The sequence below is a fragment of the Pseudoalteromonas sp. SR41-1 genome (assembly GCF_014164015.1).
Lineage (GTDB): Bacteria > Pseudomonadota > Gammaproteobacteria > Enterobacterales > Alteromonadaceae > Pseudoalteromonas > Pseudoalteromonas distincta.
The window spans coordinates 15,570-39,367 of sequence record NZ_JACJEK010000001.1; the positions used below are offsets into that span (position 1 = coordinate 15,570).

At 39.6% G+C, this 23,798-nt stretch carries 17 protein-coding genes; 2 read left to right on the forward strand and 15 right to left on the reverse strand.

Annotated elements, in window-relative coordinates:
• Nucleotides 1-7 precede the first annotated feature (7 nt).
• From H5118_RS00065 to H5118_RS00075, 3 genes are read right to left on the reverse strand one after another with little or no spacing between them, the layout of a single operon-like run.
• Complete coding sequence (locus H5118_RS00065; RefSeq protein WP_182747284.1) at nucleotides 8-1,420, reverse strand: TolC family protein; 1,413 nt, start codon at nucleotides 1,418-1,420, stop codon at nucleotides 8-10.
• Complete coding sequence (locus tag H5118_RS00070; RefSeq protein ID WP_002958688.1) at nucleotides 1,413-4,565, reverse strand: efflux RND transporter permease subunit; 3,153 nt, start codon at nucleotides 4,563-4,565, stop codon at nucleotides 1,413-1,415. Before H5118_RS00070 ends, H5118_RS00065 begins: the two co-directional genes overlap by 8 nt.
• A gap of 9 nt (nucleotides 4,566-4,574) precedes the next feature.
• Nucleotides 4,575-5,744 carry an efflux RND transporter periplasmic adaptor subunit gene (locus tag H5118_RS00075; protein WP_024595653.1) on the reverse strand — a complete coding sequence of 390 codons (1,170 nt, stop codon included), beginning with the start codon at nucleotides 5,742-5,744 and terminating at the stop codon, nucleotides 4,575-4,577.
• Nucleotides 5,745-5,863: 119 nt separating this feature from the next.
• Here H5118_RS00075 and H5118_RS00080 point away from each other — a divergent pair, with 119 nt between their 5' ends.
• The gene (locus H5118_RS00080; protein ID WP_076925596.1) at nucleotides 5,864-6,802 is read left to right on the forward strand and encodes a LysR family transcriptional regulator; all 939 of its coding nucleotides are present in this window, start codon (nucleotides 5,864-5,866) and stop codon (nucleotides 6,800-6,802) included.
• Between the two features lie 10 nt (nucleotides 6,803-6,812).
• Here the strand turns inward: H5118_RS00080 and H5118_RS00085 are convergent, their stop codons facing one another.
• The 7 genes from H5118_RS00085 to H5118_RS00115 form a co-directional block, all read right to left on the reverse strand.
• Nucleotides 6,813-7,850 (reverse strand): GGDEF domain-containing protein, encoded by a 1,038-nt coding sequence (locus tag H5118_RS00085; protein ID WP_182747285.1) that lies wholly within the window; start codon nucleotides 7,848-7,850, stop codon nucleotides 6,813-6,815.
• 168 nt (nucleotides 7,851-8,018) lie between these two features.
• Nucleotides 8,019-8,990: a GTP 3',8-cyclase MoaA gene (gene moaA / locus H5118_RS00090; protein WP_007582018.1), complete on the reverse strand. Its 972-nt coding sequence runs from the start codon at nucleotides 8,988-8,990 to the stop codon at nucleotides 8,019-8,021.
• A gap of 185 nt (nucleotides 8,991-9,175) precedes the next feature.
• Nucleotides 9,176-11,467 (reverse strand): xanthine dehydrogenase family protein molybdopterin-binding subunit, encoded by a 2,292-nt coding sequence (locus H5118_RS00095; protein ID WP_182747286.1) that lies wholly within the window; start codon nucleotides 11,465-11,467, stop codon nucleotides 9,176-9,178.
• Between the two features lie 12 nt (nucleotides 11,468-11,479).
• Nucleotides 11,480-11,968, reverse strand: a complete 489-nt coding sequence (locus tag H5118_RS00100; RefSeq protein ID WP_007582016.1) for a (2Fe-2S)-binding protein — start codon at nucleotides 11,966-11,968, stop codon at nucleotides 11,480-11,482.
• A gap of 200 nt (nucleotides 11,969-12,168) precedes the next feature.
• Nucleotides 12,169-12,762, reverse strand: a complete 594-nt coding sequence (locus H5118_RS00105; RefSeq protein WP_182747287.1) for an NTP transferase domain-containing protein — start codon at nucleotides 12,760-12,762, stop codon at nucleotides 12,169-12,171.
• On the reverse strand, nucleotides 12,756-13,784 hold the full coding sequence (locus H5118_RS00110) for an XdhC family protein (protein ID WP_182747288.1): 1,029 nt from the start codon (nucleotides 13,782-13,784) through the stop codon (nucleotides 12,756-12,758). The genes H5118_RS00105 and H5118_RS00110 overlap by 7 nt, the downstream gene beginning before the upstream one ends.
• An 84-nt stretch (nucleotides 13,785-13,868) precedes the next feature.
• Nucleotides 13,869-14,732, reverse strand: a complete 864-nt coding sequence (locus H5118_RS00115; RefSeq protein ID WP_182747289.1) for a DUF6279 family lipoprotein — start codon at nucleotides 14,730-14,732, stop codon at nucleotides 13,869-13,871.
• A gap of 781 nt (nucleotides 14,733-15,513) precedes the next feature.
• Between H5118_RS00115 and H5118_RS00120 the strand changes: the two genes are divergently transcribed.
• A complete protein-coding gene (locus H5118_RS00120) occupies nucleotides 15,514-16,239 on the forward strand; it encodes a tetratricopeptide repeat protein (RefSeq protein ID WP_024595553.1) in 726 nt (241 codons plus the stop codon).
• Nucleotides 16,240-16,375: 136 nt separating this feature from the next.
• Here H5118_RS00120 and H5118_RS00125 read toward each other — a convergent pair whose 3' ends face one another.
• The 5 genes from H5118_RS00125 to H5118_RS00145 all read right to left on the reverse strand — a co-directional run bounded on the left by H5118_RS00125 (nucleotide 16,376) and on the right by H5118_RS00145 (nucleotide 23,690).
• Nucleotides 16,376-17,770 carry a coniferyl aldehyde dehydrogenase gene (locus H5118_RS00125; RefSeq protein WP_409074705.1) on the reverse strand — a complete coding sequence of 465 codons (1,395 nt, stop codon included), beginning with the start codon at nucleotides 17,768-17,770 and terminating at the stop codon, nucleotides 16,376-16,378.
• A 214-nt stretch (nucleotides 17,771-17,984) separates the two neighbouring features.
• A complete protein-coding gene (locus H5118_RS00130) occupies nucleotides 17,985-19,460 on the reverse strand; it encodes an SLC13 family permease (protein ID WP_182747291.1) in 1,476 nt (491 codons plus the stop codon).
• 9 nt (nucleotides 19,461-19,469) lie between these two features.
• Nucleotides 19,470-20,426: a porin gene (locus tag H5118_RS00135; RefSeq protein WP_182747292.1), complete on the reverse strand. Its 957-nt coding sequence runs from the start codon at nucleotides 20,424-20,426 to the stop codon at nucleotides 19,470-19,472.
• 176 nt (nucleotides 20,427-20,602) lie between these two features.
• Nucleotides 20,603-21,967 (reverse strand): sigma-54 dependent transcriptional regulator, encoded by a 1,365-nt coding sequence (locus H5118_RS00140; RefSeq protein WP_002959078.1) that lies wholly within the window; start codon nucleotides 21,965-21,967, stop codon nucleotides 20,603-20,605.
• Nucleotides 21,960-23,690 (reverse strand): ATP-binding protein, encoded by a 1,731-nt coding sequence (locus H5118_RS00145; RefSeq protein ID WP_182692464.1) that lies wholly within the window; start codon nucleotides 23,688-23,690, stop codon nucleotides 21,960-21,962. Before H5118_RS00145 ends, H5118_RS00140 begins: the two co-directional genes overlap by 8 nt.
• Nucleotides 23,691-23,798 lie beyond the last annotated feature (108 nt).

The window sequence follows — 23,798 nt, forward strand, 5'->3', positions numbered from 1 at the left end:
TATAACTCTACTTATTAGTGTCGTTTAACGCATAACTCCATTGGCCATTAAATGACTGGTAAGCATTTACTTTGGCAAGCAGTGAAGAAATTGTTGTTTCAACAGCATTTTCTTGTGCTATTAAAACATCCTGACGCGCATCTAACAACTCAAGGTAAGGAATTTGGCCTTCTTCATACATTGCTTGGGCTTGTAAAAATGCTTTATTAGCAAAGTCATAGCGCTCATCTGCAAAGCGTTTTTGCTGTGCCTGATTGACCAACAATTGCAGTGAAAGTTCACTTTCACTTAGTGCAGTTAATACCACTTGTTGATAATCGCTGTATGCGGCTTCACTTAAAAACTGCTGCGCGTCGCGCTGTGCTAATAATGCTGGGTAACTTAATAACGACCATTGTAACTGCGGCGCTACTTGCCACTGCTGATCAGTATTTTTTAAGCCTGTGCTGTCTATACTCACAACCCCTGCAAATGCAGATAAGCTAATATCTGGTAATAACGCTTTGCTAGCTGCAACACTTAAACTATTTGCTTGGCTAAAGTCAAACAGTGCACGGCTAATATCAGGACGTAAGGCAATGGCATTATTAGCGTTTTTTAATGCTACGCTAAAGTCACGTTCAAGCACGCCTTGCTCGTTTTCAATAGCAATATTTTGCGCTAACTTACCGCTTAGTACTGCAAGAGCAGATAAATCGCTGTATTTTGCATACTCAATGGCAGGCATTAGTGCTTGTTGCTGCCTAAGCTGCGCCATAGTACGGTTTAAATCAAGCTCGTTTGCGACGCCTTCGTCAACACGGGCTTGAAGAACGTCAATACTTTGCTCAAGCGCTTCAATTTGAAGTGTAACAATGTGTTGTTTTTCAACATTACCTTGATAACTTACAAAGCCTTTAACAACTGACGATACTACTTCAATTTGCAGTAAGCGTACTTGCTCTGCTTGGCTCATGGCCGATGCATTTGCAGCATCAACCAACGCCGTAATGCGACCAAATAAATCTAGCTGCCAATCAAGTGCAATGTTTGCACTTGATTGACGGTCATAAACGCTTGGTGCATCACTTCGAGCTACGCCAACATTTACGCCACCTTGCGGAAGGTACTGGGCTTTTTGCTCTCCTAATCGCGCTAATACACTTTTAAGTGTTAACTGGCTTGTTTGCAAATTATAGTTATTTGCAAGCGCACCAGTAACAAGCTCATTTAGTTGATGAGAATTAAGCTTTTTCCACCAGTTTGTTTCATCAGCAACGCTAACGTTACTCGCAATATTAGCTTTAGCAACAAATTCGTTAACGGCTTTTTGCTCGCCCATGGTGTCTATTTTACTCGCGCACCCGGCTAAAAACGCAGCGACTAATACCGCACTGACAGTTAGACTTGTTTTAAGCCTTTTTTGCATTAATTTAGTCATGAGTATTCTCCTGCGCTTTCTCTTTTTTGTTAGTCACTAACATATAAAATACCGGCGTAAACAATAGGCCAAACACGGTTACACCTATCATGCCTGAGAATACTGCGTTACCCATTGCGTGTCGCATTTCGGCGCCCGCACCGGTGGCAAGTACTAACGGTACAACACCTGCTGTAAATGCAATTGACGTCATTAATATTGGGCGCAAGCGCATACGACATGCCTCAAGTATTGCCTCTAAGTGCGATAAGCCTGAGTCGTGTCTATCTTTTGCAAACTCAACCATCAATATTGCATTTTTAGAAGCCAACGCGACCAGTACTATTAACGCTATTTGGGTGAATATGTTGTTGTCAGAGCCGACAAACCACACACCTAACAAGGCTGAGAAAATAGTCATTGGTACAATTAATATAATTGCCAGTGGTAAACGTAAGCTCTCGTACTGCGCTGCAAGTACCATAAATACAAGTAATACAACTAACGGGAATACATAAACCATGGTGTTACCGGCAAGTACTTGTTGGTACGTTACTTCAGTCCACTCATATTCAATACCTGTTGGTAGTGTGTCTGCGAGTACTTTTTCAATAGCAACTTGTGCTTGATCAGAGCTATAACCTGGCGCTGGGCTACCATTTAGTTCTGCACTTGGGTAACCGTTGTAATGCATAACACGGTCAGGACCAATTGTTGGTGTTACTGTTAATACAGAGCCTAGTGGCACCATATTACCTGAGCGGTTTCGTACTTTTAAATTAAGTATTTGATCAGGGTCTAAGCGGTAGTCAGCATCAGCCTGTGCATTTACTTGGTACGTACGACCAAACATATTAAAGTCATTTACGTACACAGAGCCTAAGTAAATTTGCAGTGCATTAAATACTTCATCAAGTGGAATACCTTGAATAAGCGCTTGTTCGCGGTCAATATCAATATCCATTTGTGGAACTTGGATACGGAAACTTGAGTACAGGCCCATTAATGCTGGGTCTTGTTGCGCTTTACCAATAACGGCTTGCAGGCTATTAAATAGTGCCTCAAATCCTTTATTAGCTCTGTCTTCTATTTGCAGTTTAAAACCACCTGTAGTGCCCAAACCTTGAATTGGCGGCGGTGGAAATACCGCTACAAATGCCTCATCAATTGCAGCAAAACGTTTATTCAACTGCGCCGCTATCGCCATCGCTGATTGGCTCGGATCGGTACGTTTATCAAAGCTCTCAAGTGGTGTAAATACAATGCCGCTGTTAGGGCTGTTTGTAAAACCGTTCACTGATAAGCCAGGAAAAGCAACAGTATGTGCAACGCCTGGGACTTCTAATGCAATTTGCTGCATTTGAGCAAGTACGTCTTCAGTACGATCAAGGCTTGATGCGTCAGGTAACTGCGCAATAGCCACTAAATACTGTTTGTCTTGCTGTGGAATAAAGCCACCTGGTACGGTATCAAATAACTTAATTGTGCCGCCAACAAGTGCAATGTAAGCCACCATTACAACAACGGTCATACGGATTAGTTTTTGTACCAGTTTTTCGTACCCTTTAGCACCACGATTAAATACGCGGTTAAATGGTTTAAACAACCAACGTCCAAACAATTTATTAAGTAAACGCGTGAACGCATCTGGTTTTGCATCGTGTGATTTTAATAACAATGCAGCAAGCGCAGGCGATAACGTTAATGAGTTAAACGCTGAGATAATCGTCGAAATTGTAATTGTAAGTGCAAATTGCTTATAAAATTGACCTGATAAACCGGTAATAAACGCAGTAGGAATAAATACAGCACTTAGTACTAGCGCAATGGCAATAATAGGGCCTGTTACTTCGCTCATTGCAACGCGGGTTGCTTCAAGTGGCGATAAGCCTTTTTCGATATTACGCTCTACGTTTTCAACAACTACAATCGCATCATCTACAACAATACCTATGGCCAAAACTAAACCAAACAGCGACAAGGTATTAATTGAGACACCTAACCACTGCATTACGGCAAATGTACCAATAAGTGAAATAGGCACAGCAATTAGCGGAATAATTGATGCACGCCACGTTTGTAAAAATACAATAACAACAATAACTACCAGTACAATTGCTTCAAGCAAAGTGGCAATTACCGCGTCAATTGAGCCGCGAACAAATACCGTAGGGTCGTACACAATGTCGTATTCAACACCAGTAGGGAAATCTTTTGATAAGCGCGCCATTGTTTCGCGTACTTGATCAGAAAGCTCAATAGCGTTTGAACCTGGACGTTGGAATATTGGCATTGCAAGAGCTGGTTGGTTGTCAAGCTCTGCACGCAGTGCGTAAGTGTCTTGACCTAGATCAACACGGGCTATATCAGATAAACGCGTTAACTGACCTTCGTCGCCTACTTTAATAATAACTTGTTCAAACTCTTCAATACTGTTTAAACGACCTTTAACGTTTAACAGTATTTGAAATTGACTGTCGTTTGAAATTGGTTGCGCACCTAAGCTACCTGCAGCAACTTGCTGGTTTTGCGAGCGAAGTGCTGTTACTACATCTGTTGCTGTTAATTCGCGTGCAGCAAGAGCATCTGGGTTTAGCCATACTCGCATTGAGTATTTGCCAGCACCAAACATGCGAATATCACCTACGCCTGGCAAGCGCGCAATTTCATCTTTAATATTTAAATCAGCATAGTTAGATAAGTAAGCTGTGTCGTGCGTTTTTTCAGGTGAGTATAAATGCACTACCATGGTTAAATCGGGTGATGACTTTTCAGCCACAACACCTAAACGCTGTACTTCTTCTGGCAAACGCGGAAGTGCACTGTTTACACGGTTTTGTACTTGTACTTGAGCACGGTCTAAATCGGTACCTAACGCAAAAGTTACCGTTAATGTCATACGGCCATCACTAGTACCTTGCGAGAACATATATAGCATGTTTTCAGTGCCGTTAATTTCTTGCTCCAGCGGTGTTGCCACTGTTTGCGCAATAACGGTAGGGTTAGCACCTGGGTAGTTGGCGGTAACAACAACTGTTGGAGGAACTACTTCTGGGTATTCACTTACTGGTAATTGAAATAGTGATATGCCACCAGCAATTAAAATAACCAACGACAGCATAGCCGCAAATATTGGGCGCTGTATAAAGAAATGCGAAAATTTCATCAATAAACCTTATTGCTTAGCCACAAGTTGTGCGTTGTCGTTTGACAATGTAAATGCCACACCGCTTGTATCAATTGTTACTGTTTGAGGAGAGATTGGCATACCAGGACCTACGCGAGCAGGACCATTTACAGCAATTACATCACCTTCGTTAAGGCCTGAAGTAACCGCACGTAATGCACCGTAACGTTCACCAATAGTAATTAGTTTGTATTCAAGTACGTTGTTTTCGCCAACGGTTAGTACAAAGCGATTTTTTAAGTCAGTACCAATTGCACGTTCTGGGATAATAATAGCGTCGCTAATAGAATTGGCTGCAAGCTTGATACGTGCAAACGAGCCTGCGCGTAATTGGTTGTTGTCTTCATTAAATACCGCACGTACACGTAATGTACCTGTTGATGAATTAATTTGGTTATCAATAAAGTTAATGTAGCCTTTGTATGCAAAATCACTTTGACCGACTTTTTGCATTACAACAGTTTGGTGGCTCGCAGCAGTAACATCATTAAAAGAGCTATTCCATGTGCGCTCATCAACATCAAAATAAGCGTACATAGCTTGGTTTGAAACAATCGATGTTAATACGCTTTGACCCGCAAGTACGTTATTACCTTTAGTAATATTTGCACGAGAAATAATGCCATCAATTGGTGATACTACTGACGTAAACTCTAAATCAAGTTCTGCTGAGGTAAGTTGTGCTTGCAGTGCAGAAAGCTGTGCTTCGCGTTGGCGCAGTGTTGAAGTACGCGCTTGTGCTTGCTCTGTAGAGATTGCCTTACGGTCTAATAAGCGTACCGCACGTTTGTCTTCACTTTTAGCTTGCTCAAGTGCGGCTTCTGCACTTTTAATTTGCGCTTTTAAGCTTGCAACAACCGCTGCAAATGGGCGAGCATCTAATTGAAATAAAACATCGCCTTCTTTAACCACGTCGCCTTCTTTAAATTCAATGCTATCGATGATTCCTGATACACGCGGCATTAAAGCAACTTCTTGTGGAGACTCTAAACGAGTTGTATATGTGTGCCAGCTCTGTACCGGCTTAACAAGCACCTGTGCTACATCAATTGGTTGAAGTTGCTGTGCAGGTGCTGATTGAGCTGTGCTCTCATCAGCACAACCCGCAAGTGTTAAAGATGCCGCAGTAAGTGCAGCAGCAATTAGATGTTTGTTCATGAAGACGCTCCATTGTTGATTAGCCTCGCATAATACGGATTAAACCCGTGTGTAAAAACCATAGATTTTTAAATTCATTAATGCCAAAATGGCATCAATAGATTAGTTAAGGTGTAATAATGGATACAACAAGTCGACTTTTAATGTTACTTGAAGTAGTTGAGCAAGGCTCTTTTGCTAAAGCTGCAGAAATACGCAACATAGATCGCTCTGTTATATCCAAGCAAATTAGTCGTTTAGAAGATGAGTTAGGCGTTAGGTTACTCAACCGAACCACACGTTCATTTTCGCTCACAGCGGCGGGCGCCGAAATGATCAAAAAAGCAGCAGAGCTTAGAGAGCTGCTTGGCGAAACTGTGCGCATGGCCGAAAACTACCATTTAGAGCCGCGCGGCGTTTTAAAAATCACTTCATCAACACTTATTGGTCGTCGTTATTTACAACCTGTGCTTAATGATTTTCAAAAACGCTTTCCGCAAGTAGAAGTCGAACTGCGTTTAGACGACAGATTAGTTGATATTGTCTCTGAAGGATTTGATTTGGCTTTTCGTGTAGGAGAGCCTAAAGACTCGTCACTTATTGCACGTAAAATAGCGCGTAACCGGTTATTAATTTTAGCTGCGCCACAGTTTATTGAAACTTATGGTATGCCAAAAACAATGGAAGAGTTAGCGCAATTACCAGCAGCAAGCTATGCCAGTAATTCTATTCGAGTAGAAGCTATAGATTACTACGATAGTAAAGGTGAACGCTGCGAGCAAAAAATAAAAAGTGTGTTTCGTGCAAACGATGCAGAATCATTGTTAATGAAAACATTGTCGGGCACAACTTACTTTGTCGCACCTGCATTTATTATTGGTGATGAAATAATACAAGGTAAGTTAGTGCCTTTATTGACCGATGTAAAACTGATGGAGTTTAGCGCGATGTATGCCGTATATCCGCATCGAGATTTACCAGTAAGAACCCGATTATTTTTTGATGCTGTACGCGAGCATTTAGGAAAAGATAAACCGATTTGGGAAAACGGGATCCCTAACTTTGAACAAATGTACTAAGTAGCACGACTTACGCAACGACTGCCTGGTAATCATTTTCTTTTTTAAACTTACAATACACTTTATTGCGACCAAATTGCTTTGCTTTGTATAACTGTTTATCAGCTTGATTTACAAAGCTTTCCAATGAATTGGTACTTTTAAATTTTGCGACACCAATACTAGTTGTAACATTGATTGCAAGGCCGTCAATGTCAAATGTGGTATTTTCAAAACGTGCTCTTATTTGTTCAGCGGTATTAAGTGCAGTCTCTTCATTTGCAAAAGAGCTAAATAAAGCAAACTCTTCACCGCCTACTCTAAATACATACCCTCTACCTAGCACAACCCTTAGTAAAGTGGCCACTTCGATAAGTACTTGGTCACCGACACCATGACCATGCTCATCATTTATCTGCTTAAAAAAGTCTAAATCGAGTAAAAACAAATATAACTGTGACTTATCTTGTAGTTCAACTTCAAAGTAGTGGTTCATTGAAAGGCGATTGCCTGCACCCGTTAGTGGGTCAAGTAACGCTAAATTTTTAAGTCGCCTTGAAAAATGTGAGCGGCTCCCTTCAAAAACATGAGAAATCGCCCAAATACTTAAATAAGCACAGAGTAGATTAAGAGATAAGTTAAAAGTTTCAAAGGGGGCAAGTGTAGACTTACTCCCTAAAATAAACACTTGGATAACTAATAAATTTGCAGAGAAAATTACACCATATTGTTTACCTAGTAACAGGTAGTACAAAATAGGTAATGCAAACGACCATACAAACACACCATTACTAGGCGTTGCTAAGGATGTACCTATAATAATAATTAACGTTACCAGTGCACACATTATTAAGGATTGCCAAAACTGTAGTGGACGGCGTTTAAGTGAAATATAAGTAAATATACAATAAATAGAAAAACAGATTTCGATATAGCCTAGCAATGGAAAATTATTTACGGTCAAATTAACACTCGCAAATACTAGCGATAAAAAACCAAAACAAAGGCACATTCCTCTTAGAACGTCCTTTCTTAATGATTTAGTGCTATTAAGGGCCGCTATATCCATTCTAATCACTTAATAAAAATAAAAAGTAAGTTTAACGTGAAAATACAATTTAACAAGCTTTGTTCATATAAACCACGTAGATACAACCAGTTATTTACATTTTAGGGATAATGTAGTGTATTTTAGAAACACGTTTGATACTTTAATATCACTAAGTGGCTTTAACAACTAGCCACCTAACATGGATAAATTAGTAGTAATACCTGTATTACCCTGGTGTAAAAGGTGAGTTGGCTTCTTAGTTTTAATATAACGAGATAACAATGCCATTAATTCACTATTCGAACTGTCGTTCATATATTCTCTTAGCGAAATACCCTCTTCAGAAAACAAACACAAGTGCAGATTTCCTTTTGCTGTAACCCTTAGTCGATTACAGGTACTACAAAAGTCGTTACTGTAAGGCATTATTAAACCAATTCTGCCTTGATAATCAGGATGAGCAAACTCTTGAGCAGGACCTGCTGATGCACTACGCGCAACTTGCTGCCAGCCCGTTTGTAGTAGCTGAGTTTTTAAAACTTGCCCAGAAACATGGTTAGCATCAAAAAAGGCTTTGTTGTCGTTTGTTTGCATCAATTCTATAAAGCGGATGGTGACGGGGCGGTGTTTAACCCAATTTAAAAATGTATCAAACTCTTTTGCGTTGTATTGCTTCATCAGCACGCTGTTTATTTTTACTGAATCAATACCCGTTTCAAGCGCAGTATCAATACCTTTCATTACTGAGGTAAATTTGTCATGCCCAGTAATGGTGTTAAACATGCGCGAATCTAAGCTATCAATGCTTACATTAATGGCGTTTAAGCCTGCATCTACCCAGTCATGAATATTCTTATGAAGAGAAAAACCATTGGTAGTCATTGCAATTTTTTTTATGCCCGCAACATCTTTTGCCGCGCGAACAACATCTATAAAGTCTTTTCTAAGGGTTGGCTCTCCGCCAGTGATCCTTACTTTTTCAATACCATGGTGTGCAAACGCTTTAAGCGTATTGCTAATTTCATCAATTGTGAGAAAGCCACGGTCATGACCGCCCTGATAACCATCTGGTAAACAATAAACACACTTAAAATTACATACATCAGTAATAGACAAACGTAGGTAACTAAACTCTCGCCCTGTTGGGTCGATTAGCATAAATAAACCTTAACTAATATCAACACGTAATAACAACCTAATACCAATTTGCAATAATGCTTAATCGTTTAATTAAGCAAACTGGTATAAACAACGCTACCTATTGATACATAAATAATAATTACATAAATATATTTAATAACTAAAGGGGCAGCCTAAAGCATACCCCTTTAATTATTTTTGTTTTACGCTTTTAAGCCTTTTTTAAGTTCGCTTGGCTTCATTGGTAGGTCACGTAAACGCACGCCTACAGCATTAAACACTGCATTACCAATAGCAGGAGCAACTCCTATCACGCCAGGCTCACCTAAACCAACTGGAAACTCATCGCTTTGTAAAAACTCGATGTCCATATCTGGCACATCTTGCATTCTTAGCGGTAAATAAGTATTAAAGTTAGTCGCAGATACTTGCCCATCTTTATACGTATTTGACTCATGCAATGCAAGGCTGCTGCCCCATAGTAACGACCCTTCAATTTGCGCCAGTGCGCCATCTGGGTGAACTATTAAGCCCGCATCTACAACAACATAAAGCTTTTTAAGCGTTATTTTACCACTATCACGGTTAACGTGAACATGCGCTGCGGTTGCAAGCCATGCTGGCATGGTACGTTCTTGCCCTGAGCTTACAGAAAAACCAATACCTTCGTCTTTCGCCAATTTTACAGAAGCTACTTTGTCAGACACTGTTTTAAGCACATTACGTAAGCGCAGTGCTCCGCCAACGCTCTCAGGTGCTTTACCTGCTTGCTTGCCTTTACCATCTAACATTTCAATTCTAAATTGAACAGGATCTTTGCCTTGCTTATGGGCAATTTCATCGATAAACGACTCAAGACTCCATGCAATCCAACCTGGCCCTACTGAACGTAACCAACCTGGATTAAAGGTGCTTTGTGCAACTTCGTTATTAATAGCGCGTGCACGATGACTGCTCATGCTATACCAATGATCAGCGCCTGATGCCGAAAATGCATCAAATTTACCTTTGCCATCAACACCCGGTGATAAAAACCCTGGTGCCATAGCTTTAGTAGGCCAACCAGCAGCAAATGCATGTTCCATTCCTGTGAAGGTACCATTTTTATCAAACGACGCCGTCATTTTTGCAGCAGATGCTGAGCGAGACTGATCGAATAAACTATCGTCTGCTCGTGTAAATACCAGTTTTACTGGTTTACCTACTGCTTTTGCAGTTAGAGCCGCAGGTACAGTCCAGTCACCAAATAATCGACGACCAAAACCACCACCTAAATAATAAGGACGAATAATTACTTTGTTTTGTTCTATATCGAGTGCTTTAGCAAGCGCTGGTAACGTAAGTGACTGCCACTGGTTACCTGTATGAATAATCCAATTTCCGTCTTTAAACTCTGCAACCGCATTTAATGGCTCTAGCTGATAATGACTCGCTGTCGCTGTGGTATACATTGATTCTAACAACTCACTAGCGTCTGCTTGAGTTTTCTTTATATCGCCTTCATCAACAAACAAAGTACCCGAGTCACGTTGCTCGCATAATCGCTTACCTTCTTTTTGAATATCAGCTTCAGATATATTTGCCGACTCACCCTTTTTGTAACTCACCTTTAAAGCATCTACTGCTTTAATGGCACTTGGGTAACTATCAGCTAATACAACAACCCAGCCTTGCACTGTGTTACTAGGGTCATTTAAAATTTCATAGCCTTTGTAACCTTTAATTGCTTTTGCTGCACTATCATCAACGTTTGTTACTGTACTGCCATAACGAGTTGGTGGAATAACTGGACGCGCGTACAGCATGCCTTCAACTTCTACATCTATCCCATATACTGCTGTACCATTTGTTTTGGCTGGTATATCAAGCGCTTTAAAGTCTTGTTTAAGCCCTGTTAAATGACGTTTATTAGCCGGTTTTAGTGGAAGGTTTGCAACTTCATCACTGGTAAATGTACGATTAAACTCGCCTTTTTTAACTATGTCTGCGTAACTAACCGATTTTTCGCCTGAAATAATATAGCCCTTTTCAGCACGACATTTGTCTGCAGGCACGCCGAGCATTTTAGCTCCAGCTTCTATTAATGCAATTCGACCCGCAGCGCCGGCTTGAGATAATGGCTTAAAGCTTTGAAATACAGACCATGAACCACCCGTTACCATAAAGCCCCATTTTTCATGAGTATCTACGTAGGTAATTGATACTTTATCCCAATCACATTCAAGTTCATCAGCCACAATACGCGCAAGAGCAGTACCGATATGTTGACCCATTTCAGCTTTAGCAATACTCACTTCTACGGCACCGTCGGTGCTCATAGTCCACCAAATAGTGGGTGAAAAAGCCTGTTGCGCAATTGATTCTTTTGCACTGAGCGAACCCGAAAATAACGCAGGGGCAAACGCCATGACTAAGCCTGCGCTAGCAGTGCCAATCATAAACGAGCGACGATTTAAATTAACGGTTTCGCTATTTTTTTGAAATAATTTTTTCATTATCGGCTCCAGTTAAGCGTCTTGTGCATTTGGATCAAATATATTTACTACACTTTGTGACTCATCTGCAGCGCGTTGAATAGCAGTTTTAATACGTTTATAAGCCATACAGCGACAGTAGTTACCATTCATATGGCTTACTATCTCTTCATCTGAAGGACTTGGGTTAGCTGCCAGTAATGTAGCCGCTTGCATTATTTGCCCAGACTGACAATAACCGCACTGTGGTACTTGCTCTTCAACCCATGCTTTTTGAAGTGGGTGTTCGTTATTAAGCCCTTCAATTGTGGTAATGTTTTTTCCTGCAATAGCGCCAATTGGTAAAACACAGGAGCGAGTTGCTTGCCCATCTAAATGCACCGTACACGCACCACACATTGCAATACCGCAACCAAACTTCGTACCTTTTAATCCAATTTCATCGCGAATAACCCATAACAATGGTGTATCTTCACTTGCGTGTGATTCAACCACCTTGCCATTAATTGTAAACGTCACCATAGCTTGCCCCTTGATTAAGCTTTATAACCTGCGTTTATATTGTTTAATTTAAACGCAGGTTATAACAGTTAAGATTGTTGTAACTACTAATCCATAACACATATAGTTACCGCACCAGCTACATTAACAGCTAAATACCATAACCACTGCACTAAAGCGTTAGCGCAGCTAAAAACTTATTTTGCCCTACGACTACTTTTTCACTCATTTTTAGCTATAAAATTACTTAGCTGCTTTTGAGTATCTATATCTACACTCGCACTACTTAAACTAATTGTATTAACGACCTCACTGCTGGAACGCAGTAATTGCTGCGCACCTCTATGTGAAGTTAAGCTTGCAAGCTGAGATAAATCAACCGCTGGGAATATAGCGGGTACACCTAAACGCTCGCCATAGTTTGCGCACCAGCGCGATGGATTACGTTTAAAACCAGTAACTAGCTCACTTAAGTGCGCTACTTTTAGCTCAACCTGATCCGCAAGCATAAATAAAATCCCATTATAAGCATGGTGTTTAGATAGCGCTTGCGAAGCGACAGCAATTGAAACACCTAAGCCGTCATCCCATCGTTTGTTTTCAATAATATGTATATTTGAATGCCCGCTGAGTGCTTTTACTACCTCTGCGTGCCACTTTCCTGTAACTACATATACGGGTGAATCATCAAGCGCTTGCAGCACTTCAACCGCTCGCTCAATCATTGTTTGCCCTAAGCCCACATCGGCTATTAGCTTACAACCATCAAAACGAGATGATTGACCTGCTGCCAACACTACTTTTGCAATCAGCACGGCTCTTGCCCCCAATGGCTAAGTGATTGGGCATCTTTATCACACAGCACTGCATGTATTTCGCTGATCAGCGATAGTGCAATACTCTCTGGCGAGTCGCCCCCTAAATTTAAACCGACAGGCCCAAAAACAGGAGACTTAATTTGTGAAACACGCGTATTTGCGTGCTCTAAAACTAGCTCACGCCTGTGCTTAGGACCCAATAACCCTATATATTTAAACGGTACATCTTTAAATTGAGCCAACGTACTGGCGTCAAGTTCAACGCTGTGAGCCATTAAAATAGCCGCATCGACTTTATTAGTTATGCAATATTCTTTTAACTCACTCGGTGTGATGCGCAAAATAGCATCTGCATTTTTAAAATATTGTCTTTTTGCATTAGCCGCGCGTGTATCCCATACCGTTACACTCCAACCAAGTTGTTTGGCAAATGTATAAACCGGAACTGCATCTGCTCCACCACCTACTATTAATAGGTGGGGCGGTGGATAAATAGAGGTTTGCAAGCACGTAGCGCCTTGTAATTCTACCAACTGCGCTTTGCGGTTCATTGATAAGCCATGCAACTCATCATTTTGCGAAAATACACCACTACCGGCTGGCAAAATGGGGCTTACTTGTTGAAGATATCGCCCTGGTTTATTCTCATTAAGTGCTTTAGATACAAGCTCTAACTGTAAATAGTCATTAGCTTTGTGAATGGGCTGCAGTAAAATATGTACTATGCCCCCACAACCAATGCCAAGTTGAAATGTTAAATCGTCTTCATCGGTAGCATCATAACTAATGGTTTTACTGCTTAAAGTACTCATTACTTGTTTAGCATGGCGCTGTATGTCAGCTTCTAAACAGCCACCCGAAAGCATCCCTAAGCGCTCGCCTAGGCTCGAAATAAGCATCATAGCACCTAGCTTTCTGTAGCTAGAGCCTTCAATTTTGTACAAAGTAGCTAAAACCCATTCTTGGTTGTCCCTGTTGGGATACCAAGTGTTTAAGATACTTTTCAAATCTGTAACCATATATTGCCCTTTAAAAAGCATTTTTGCGTTTAAAAACAAATCAGCCTAAACAGCTAATTTAAAACTTAATAATTCACGCACAATTTAGTTTTTTATTATATCGTTTAAGGTCTCAATTAACTCATCAAATTGATCATTAACGCTTTGGCGTTGTTTATCATTTAAGGTTGAGTTTAATTCGTAGAGTAAATTTATATATAAATCTAAGTTTGCTTCATTGGTTTTCAATAGTGCGTCGCTCATATATAGTTCGCGCTCTTTAATAACTGTACTCAACTGATTTATAAATTCTTTTTTTGTAATTTCAGCATTTGTAAATACCTGTTTGGCCGCATTCAAACGGGTTTGCTTATACTCTAACCACAACGCTTCTGAGTCTTGATGTTGCTCATTAGTTGATTTAATCAGCGCTTTTTGTTGTTTATTAAGCTTTCCTATCCACTGCTCGTAGTATTCAAATTGCTCTTCCAAACGCTCATCTTTTCGCTCAAGCGGGCTTTGTTCGTTTAACTCTTCACGTTCGTCGTTAATTTTTATTTGAATATTGTTTAAAAGCTCTTCTCTTTGCTCACTTGATAAGGTTGCCCCAAGCTCAGCTAAAGGCATGTGCGCGTATTCAAGTAAGTTTTGCCAATGCTTTTTAGCAAAAACCACCTGCTCTTTTAACTGATCGTTGCTTAGTGTGGTGTTAAAAAGTGCCTTAATATTTTGAATGTCTTGTTTGTAGGCAGGCAGCTGCGTACTTCTGTGCCAGGCTTGGGTCGTGTTAATAATCTGTTTGAGCTGCTTATTTTGTGTTTTATTTAAATCAATATAATCATCTACCCAAAATGACGAAAGCCAGCTCAAGTTGTTATAAGTGAATGAGGCTGAACAGCTACACAAAAATACCATGCTGATAGCAAAGCATGCATTTATCACTTTTTTAGCTTTAAGATTATTAAGCATCACTTTCCTTATTTTAAATTTTATAATCATGAAAATCTTATTTGATAATAATTATCATTTAAGCATTGACTTGCGCAGTAATCTAACTAATAATCATTATCAGAAACAAAGTGTACCGACCTCAGTGCCTATGGAAGGATATTCAGCAAGGATGCTGACACATTAAAAGAAGAACGTGCCGCTTCGTGGTATTACTTACTCGACCCAAGTAATAACACCAAATATCACATTTACTTGCTACATTGCTCATATTAGTGACGGTTAATATGACTCAAAAAAGCCCTAACGGGCTTTTTTTATATCTTTAAATTTTCTATAAAATCTGTATCTTACACTTCTTAAACTCATTTACTTACCTTGAAAGTCCACCGCGGTGTTATTTACATTTTATACGCACGATCTTATAAGGTACCGCCTTGCGTTTACACTAAAGCTGGCGTAAAACATAACAGTAGACACCCTTTTTTGCATCTATTTATAGTAACCGATTTAGTCTTTACATAAATGTATTGGGTATTAAACGTTTATAATGTGCAAATAGTGCAAAAATTTAATAAATTAGCATTTAACTATGGCCTGTTGACCTTTTAGGATTAAATCTGTTCTATCTAGGCGCTATTTAATCGCCGCGCGAAGTTTGTAACTTAGTAAGCTCATTAAAAAACCGAGCAACAAAGAGCAAACCGCCTCAAGGGCGAGCCTAAATAGCAGTGGATGTTTAATCTAAAAAATGTACTGGCCCTAAAATCTATCGAAACTATTACTAATTGGAGACATTAATATGTCACAGTTTAATTTAAAAGCACTCATTCTTGCTGGCGTTTTACTTGCCAGCCCTTTCGCTCATGCAACATTAGAAGATGGCATAAGAGCAGCTAACGAAGGTGAATTTGCAGTCGCCCTAAAAGAATTCCAATACCTAGCAGACAAAGGTTTTGCGCCAGGAATTTACGAACTAGCCAAATTATACGAAGGTGGATACGGTGTAACACGCGATTACCGCAAAGCAGCTGCGCTTTATCAACAAGGCGTTAAAAAGAACCATGCTGATTCGATGTTTGCTCTAGCTGTTTTATACGATGAAGGTAAAGGCGTTAAACTTGATCATCAAATGGCTGTTACTTTATTTGAAAAAGCAGCAAAGAAGAATTTACCTGCAGCTCAATTTAATTTGGGCGTAATGTACGCCAATGGCGTGGGTGTTACACGAGACTATGAAGCGGCACGTAACTGGTACGAAAAAGCAGCTGCAAACAATTACTCTTTAGCGCAATTTAATTTAGCCCTCATGTATTTTGAAGGACTAGGTATGCCAAAAGATCTAGAAAAGTCATATATTTGGAATACTATCGCTGAGTACAACGGTAATATGCAAGCGAGTCATAGCCGTAAACTTGATGAGCGTAAAATGCTGCCTAAAGAAATTGAAGCAGCTAAAGAAAAAGCCGATGCCATTTATGCAAAAATACAAGTGGGTACCTATGCTGGCGAAGGTCGCTTATTTTAAAGTCTTATTTTAGAGTTTAAGACCGTAGCTTTAAACTAATCTAAAAAAGGCTGAATTACATAATGTAATTCAGCCTTTTTAATATATCTTGATTAGCAAGTTAACACCTATTCAACTTTACCAAATCAGCACCCTATTATTTTATGTAAAGCCACTTTAGAAGCTTAATAATAAGTTTGCTTTGTTTTAGTAGCATAACAATGCGAGGATTAAACGAGCCCGATACTAACGTATTTTTAGCATGGCTAAACGTTAAAAAACCTTCTATACCATGATAATGCCCCATTCCTGAATGGCCTACACCACCAAAAGGAGCATCGTCAGCAGTTACTTGCACTAAAGTATCGTTTATTGCCACAGTGCCACTGATTGTTTGCTTCATAATGTATTCTTGAGCTTGCTTATCTTGGCCTAAAATATAAAGCGCTAATGGGTGGTGATGAGCTTTAATATAGTCAATTGCGCTGTCGAGCTTTTCATAACTCATTATTGGTAGTATTGGACCAAATAACTCATCTTGCATAAGCTGCATTTCGTCAGTTACTTGAGTCACTAAATGCAGCCCCATACGATGCTTTTGCTCGTCTTGCTGATTGTGTTCAAGTGGCTTAATAATGTTTGCACCCAGTTCTTGGGCTTGCTCTAAGTAGGTTGCCAAACGTTTATAATGCGCATCGCTAATGATAGAAGTTAAGTTTTTACCTTCAACACCGTCTTTAAAATGCTTTTTATACAACTCGCATAATTGCTGAATAAGCTGATGCTCAAGCTCTTTGGGTACAAATACGTAGTCGGGTGCAACGCATATTTGCCCTGCGTTGGCCATTTTACCAAACAGTAAGGCTTGTGCCGCTTTTTTAATATCGGCATTTTGCGTAATAATAACTGGCGATTTACCACCGAGTTCAAGCGTTACCGGCGTTAAATTACGACTCGCTGACGCCATTACTAATTTACCTACGTTCGTAGAACCCGTAAATAATAAATGAGCAAATGGCAGTGATGAAAACTGTGCTGCAACATCACTCGCCCCTAGTATTATTTTACAATGAGCTTGCAGATCATCTTTAAATATTTTTTCGATAACGGCGTTTGTATGAGGTGTGAATTCGCTTAATTTAAGCATCACTCTATTACCGGCAGCTATGGCGGTAAGCACAGGTACTAACGCTAACTGAATCGGGTAATTCCACGGTGCAATAATACCAACCACACCTTTGGGCTGATAATTAACACTTGCTTTTGAAGGCCATAAGCTTAAACCCACAGAGCGATTACTTGGCTTTGCCCATTTTGGCAGTTTTTTAATAATGTGCGCGAGTGTTTGCACTGTAGGCAGTATATCGCCAAGTAAAGTATCGAAAGCGGTTCTGTAACCAAAGTCTTTTGAAGCAGCATCTACTAGCTCTTGCTCAAGTTCAACAATACGTACACGGAGTTTTTTCAATAAAACGAGACGTTTATCAATTGGCAAGTAAGGCGTTTCGAGAAAGCTTTTTTGCAATTCATCAAACTGGGGAATTAAAGGCATTGCCTGTGATGTCTCAGTGCTCAAAATAGGTTACTCAATTTTTAAAGTTATTAACGACTATAACCTTGTTCTGTTTTTCGAGCAATAACACTAATTATCTAAAAAAGAGCTTCTTAAGCAATATAAATAAGCATAAAGAGTAGCTTTGTTTAAAATTGTAAGTATAAACAAAGCTACTCTGGCATAGGTTGGTTGGAACTAATTTAGTTCAGCTTTAAAAGCCAAATACTTGGGCTGCAATCGTCATTGTAACCAGCGTAATTAATACAATAGCCACAATGTTTAGCACAAAACCCGCTCTTATCATGTCGCGCATTTGAATTTGCCCTGAGCCAAACACAATAGCATTTGGTGGTGTCGCTACCGGCATCATAAACGCACAACTACACGCTATAGCTGCTGGAATAACCCAAACCAATGGTGAACCTGTTATAGACTCTGCAACGGGCCCTAACAAAGGAAGAAAGCCAGCTGCAGTCGCTGTATTGCTTGTGATCTCAGTTAAAAACGTAATTAATGCCACAACAACAAGTACACTCATAACAAGTGGAATAGTGCTGGCGCCTTCAATTAGATGAGCAATAAATTCAGCAAGCCCTGATGACTTAATTTGAGATGCAAGTGTAAGCCCGCCACCAAATAATAATAAAACGCCCCACGGCACTTTAGCTGCGCTTTCCCAATCAAGGATACGCTCATCTTTGCCTTTATTCGCTGGCATTACAAACAACAGCAATGCCGCTGCAATTGCAATAGTAGTATCTGAAATATTAAGACCTGTTATGTCACCTAATAAAGGTCTAAATATCCAACACAGTGCTGCTAAAACAAACACAAATAACACGCCTTTTTCGGCGCGCTGCATTATACCTAGGCTTTTTAACTGCGTTGAAAACACCGCTTTTGTATCAATTTTTTGATCGTTTTTAACATTAGCATCTACTTTATACGCAAATTTAGTAAGCCAAACCCAGCTAATAATTAGCATACTTAAAGACAGGGGTACGCCTACAATCATCCATTGCGCAAAGCCAATTTCTATTTGGTAACTATCAGACAAGTACGCAGCCATTAAAGCATTAGGCGGAGTACCGATTAAGGTAGCAATACCACCAATACTTGCACCATAAGCGATTGATAACAGTAAAGCCTTACCAAAACCTTCATTACTCGGGTCTGACTGCTTTACTAAATTGGTAATTGAAAGCGCAATAGGCAGCATCATTACAGCTGTTGCGGTATTAGACATCCACATCGACAAAAATGCGGTTACCAGCATCATGGCTAAAATTTGCAAGCTTGGCTTTTTACCCGCATATAACATGGTGCTTAGCGCAATACGTTTATGTAACCCCCAACGCTCCATAGCAATAGAAATTAAAAAACCACCTAAAAATAAAAATATTAGCGGGTGCGCATACGGGGCAGCCACGCTTTTAATTGCTGCTATATCAGCCAGGGGGGATATTACCAGAGGGAGCAAAGCAGTTGCTGGAATTGGTACTACTTCGCTCACCCACCACGATGCCATCCAAAATGCTAAACCTGCGGTTTTAAATGCCGCTACAGACATACCCGTTGGTGGATCGAGTAAACATGTTAATAGCATTACTACAGGGCCTAGTACCAAAAAAAGCCATTGGAAATGTCTTTTCTTATCTGGTTTTTGCGTGAGTATATTATCTGTCATGGCAGGCCTCTAAAATTTGTATTTAAGACCAAGCGCAACACTGCTGTCGTCTTGTTCTTCTAAATTAAGATCGGTGTATAAAAGGTAAGCAGTTGTTTGCTTATCAAATACATAGTCAAGGCCCGTAGTCCATTGCGTTGCCTCAGAAGTTTGACGAAGTAAAGAGTCATCTTTAGCAAACTGTAATTTAGGTACCCATTTATCAAGCGTATAGCTTGCACTTAACACATAACCGTTACCTGATTTTATACCATCTGTTGATTCAGAATGCTGATACAGTGCACCAAGCTGTAATTGTTCAAATTTATAGGCTGCTGCTATTCGGCTCGCATTAATATTATTAAGAGAATCAACATGGCTTAATGATAAGTAATATGAGGTGTTTTTTAAGCTACGATCACCATAAATAAAAGTTGCTGCAAATCCAGCTTCGTCATCTTTGTTGTCGTCTTTTGGAGCATAAGTAAACGAAAATTGCGTATTATGCCAATAATTAGAAGTGTATGTTAGCGTATCACCAAGTCTATCTTGTCCTGCAATAACTTGGGCTATGTCACCTTGGGTTTCATTAAAGTTATCAACTTTGCCTTCAGAGTATTTAAAGCGAGTATCATTTCTTCCCACTACAAGCTCGCCAAATTGACCTTTTAAACCAAGATAAGTATTCCTTGCACTAAATGGCTCTTCGGTGTCATCTTGCTCAAAGCCTTTTACTTGCACTTCGTATTTAAAAACAACGTTTAAATATTCATTTAATTTGTGTTGCCCTTGAATACCTATACGCGAAAATGGCGCTTCAATCTGCGTGCCTTCTTCTGCGTAACGCATAATACCCGTATCTGTATTAGCAATTTGCACTTCGGCTTTACCATAAACATCATATTCAGTAGCGCAAGCCGTGTACGAGTAAAAAGCTAAGCTACTTATTGAGGTGAGTAAAATAGTAGAGTGTGTAAACTTTATCATTATGTGTCCTAATTATTAGAATCTACTTGTTGTCAGACCTAATAAGGCAACTTTACTGCCAATGGTAAAATACTTCTATATTTCAGATAGTTAATGGGTATTGCGTATAAAAAAGAGAATAAATGTGCGGTTTCCCACACACCATAAAAACGAAGTTGTCACATAAACCACACAATTTAGTCAATAAACATATCGCGGTTTAAATTGTATTTACTCATTTTATCGTAAAGGGTTTTACGAGCGATTTGCAGTGTATCCATCGTATTTTTAATACTGCCATGGTTACGCTCTAGGGCTTCTTCTATTAACGACTGCTCATAAAAAGCAACTTTTTCAGATAGGCTTAAATCGGGAGAAAGCTCACCTTTAGCCTGCGTTTTGCTAACACTAAAAGCAAGTTCTACTCCTAATAAAACCGCGCGCTCAGCTTGGTTTCTAAGCTCCCTTACATTACCAGGCCAGTCGTACGCTAAGAGTCGCTGTTGTATTTCGCTATTAAGAGGTGCTGGCGGCTTGTGATAGCGTGTTGCTGCAATAGAGCTAAAGTGCTTAAAGAGTAATACTATATCTGCTTTGCGAGCTCTAAGAGGCGGTATATCTACTTTTACCAAGCTTAGTCGATAATATAAGTCTGCTCTAAATTCACCTTTTTCAACTAATAAAAGCAAATCTACTTTAGTGGCTGCAACAATTCTTATATCTAACTCAATTGCTTTATTATCACCTACTGGAGTTACTTTTCGCTCCTCTAATACGCGTAATAATTTAACCTGCAACGACATTGGGGTACTTTCTATTTCATCTAAAAAAACAGTACCACCTTGTGCGAATTCAAACTTTCCCTTACGAGTGTGAGTTGCTCCGGTATAGGCACCGCTTGCAGCACCAAATAACTCACTTTCTATCAACTGCTCAGGCACCGCGCCGCAATTTATAGCCACAAAGTTACTTGCTGAGCGAATACTTTGATCGTGTAAGTAACGCGCTACAAGCTCTTTACCCGTGCCAGTTTCACCTTCAATCATTACATCAGCTGGGGTATCAATAACCGTATTGAGTAAATGCATCATATCTTGCATTTTAGGAGTATCACCCAGTATTCGTACACCCGGCGCTGAGGTTTTTTGTACAGCAAGTTTTAGTGCACGATTTTGAATCACTAAGCTACGCTTGTCGCATGCTCTTGCTATGCAATCAAGCAATGTTTCGTTTACTGGTTTTTCAAATAAGTCATACGCGCCTAATTGCATAGCTTTAACAGCAATAGTTACATCGGCGTACCCTGTTAAAAATATAACCGGCAGTTCACTATCAAATGCCGTGACTTGCTCAAGCAAAGTAAGCCCATCCATTGCAGGCATATTTATGTCACTCAGTACAACGCCCATAAAACGTCGATTAAGCTTTGTTAGAGCCGTACTTGCATCATTAAAGCACTCAACTGTATAGCCTTCGAGAGTAAGTAATTGCTTTAATGAATCTCTGATCATCGCTTCATCATCAACTACAATGATGTGCTTACACGGTGAGTTTTCAATCATCTGTTTTATCCTGCGTGCTTGATAGACTGATTATAAACTCAGCCCCGCCTTGCAGTCGATTGTGCGCACTTAAAGAGCCATTAAACGAGTCAATGATTTGTTTTGAAATAGATAGTCCAAGGCCTAAGCCGTTACTTTCTTTAGTACTATAAAAAGGTTCGAAAATATTACCAAAAGCATGTTGCTCTATTCCAGGCCCTGTATCTAAAATTGAGAGTTTTACTCGATTATCAAAGCACTCAACATTAAAACTTAATTTACGTATTATTGCGCCATTCATAGCTTGGCTCGCGTTAGTTATTAAGTTAACCAACACTTGCTCAAATTTAAGTGAATCAACCCACACTATTAACCCACTATCTAAATTAGGCTGCTCTACGTGTACGTTATCTTGTTTTAGTTGTGAGCTGGCAATCATCAAGGCGTTATTTAATAAACCAGCTAACGGATAAGGCCTTAATTGAGTTTGTGATGGTTTGCTAAAATGTTTTAGCTGCCCCACTATTTTGTGTACGCGACCTACAAGCCCCTCAATCACCGTTATGCTTTCGCCAAGTGCGGTGTAATTTTGCTTAGCGAGTAAACGTTTGGCGCTTGCTAGGTAAGTATTCATAGCGCTAAGGGGCTGGTTTATTTCGTGATTAATACCTGCGCTTAACTGCCCAATTGTTGCAAGTTTTGCTGATTGAACTAATGCAACTTGCGTTTTCTCAAGCTCTTGTGTGCGCTCAATCACTTTTTGCTCAAGACTATGCCTAGAGTAAACGAGCTTTTTATAACCCGCAAAACGAGCAAGTAAACTATAACCAACAATCATAACTAAAGCATAAATACTAAATGCCCAAAACAAGCGTATTAATTGAGCTGAATTTACTTTTGTAATATCAACAAGTACGTTCATATGTGCACTAAAGTAACGCAATGGTTTTGTCGCACTCACATAAAGGTTTTTATTAATTCTAAAATGCGAAATACCCTGGCTCTTATATTGAAATTGCTTAATATATACAGGTTGATGATCTAAATAAGCACGGCGTAACTTTATATTACGTCGCTTTGTTATATCAAACTCACTGAAGCTATTTAAACGCCATGTTTGCATATCAGACATCGCAATTACATTATCACTAAGCTCTAAATAAAAATGGCTACCTTTAGATGTATTTAAAAGCTCTCTGTCGTTTTCAAATTTGCTTACATTCACTTTTAATACAACAACACCAACCGCTTTGTTGTCGTGATAAACAGCCTGCGAAAAATAAATGCCACGCTCTTTTGAACGCATACCTAGTGCAAAGTAGGCCACTTTTTCACCTGCAAATGCACGCTTAAAGTAAGGTCTAAAGGCAAAGTTACTGCCTAAAAATGTGTAGTCGGCTTGCCAGTTACTACTTGCCGTTACTGCGCCTTGGGCATTCAGTACAAATATATCTGATGCACCACTGGCTTGTTGTATATCAGCTAAGTAGTTATTTATAGCGTTGTAATGGGCTTGGTCGCCGTTTGCAAATTCAATCATTAACTGATTATAAGTAAGTAGCTGGGGAATAGCCGAAAAACGAGCGAGTTCAGTATCAATGTAATTATTTAATTGAGTAACCTGACGCTGCGCTTGAGCTGTTGCTTTTTCAATATCGTGAGCGCGGCCTACCCAAAATGTAACAACCAAAATTAATACTAATAATATACATACTGTAATTATTTTTTTAGAAAACGTAAACATGGCCTACCCGAGAAATAGCCTAAAAATTTAAGGTCGCTAGTGTAACGACTTATATGAGGTAGGGATATAAACTTTTTGTTAACAAATGAATTTAATTATACTTGTTAA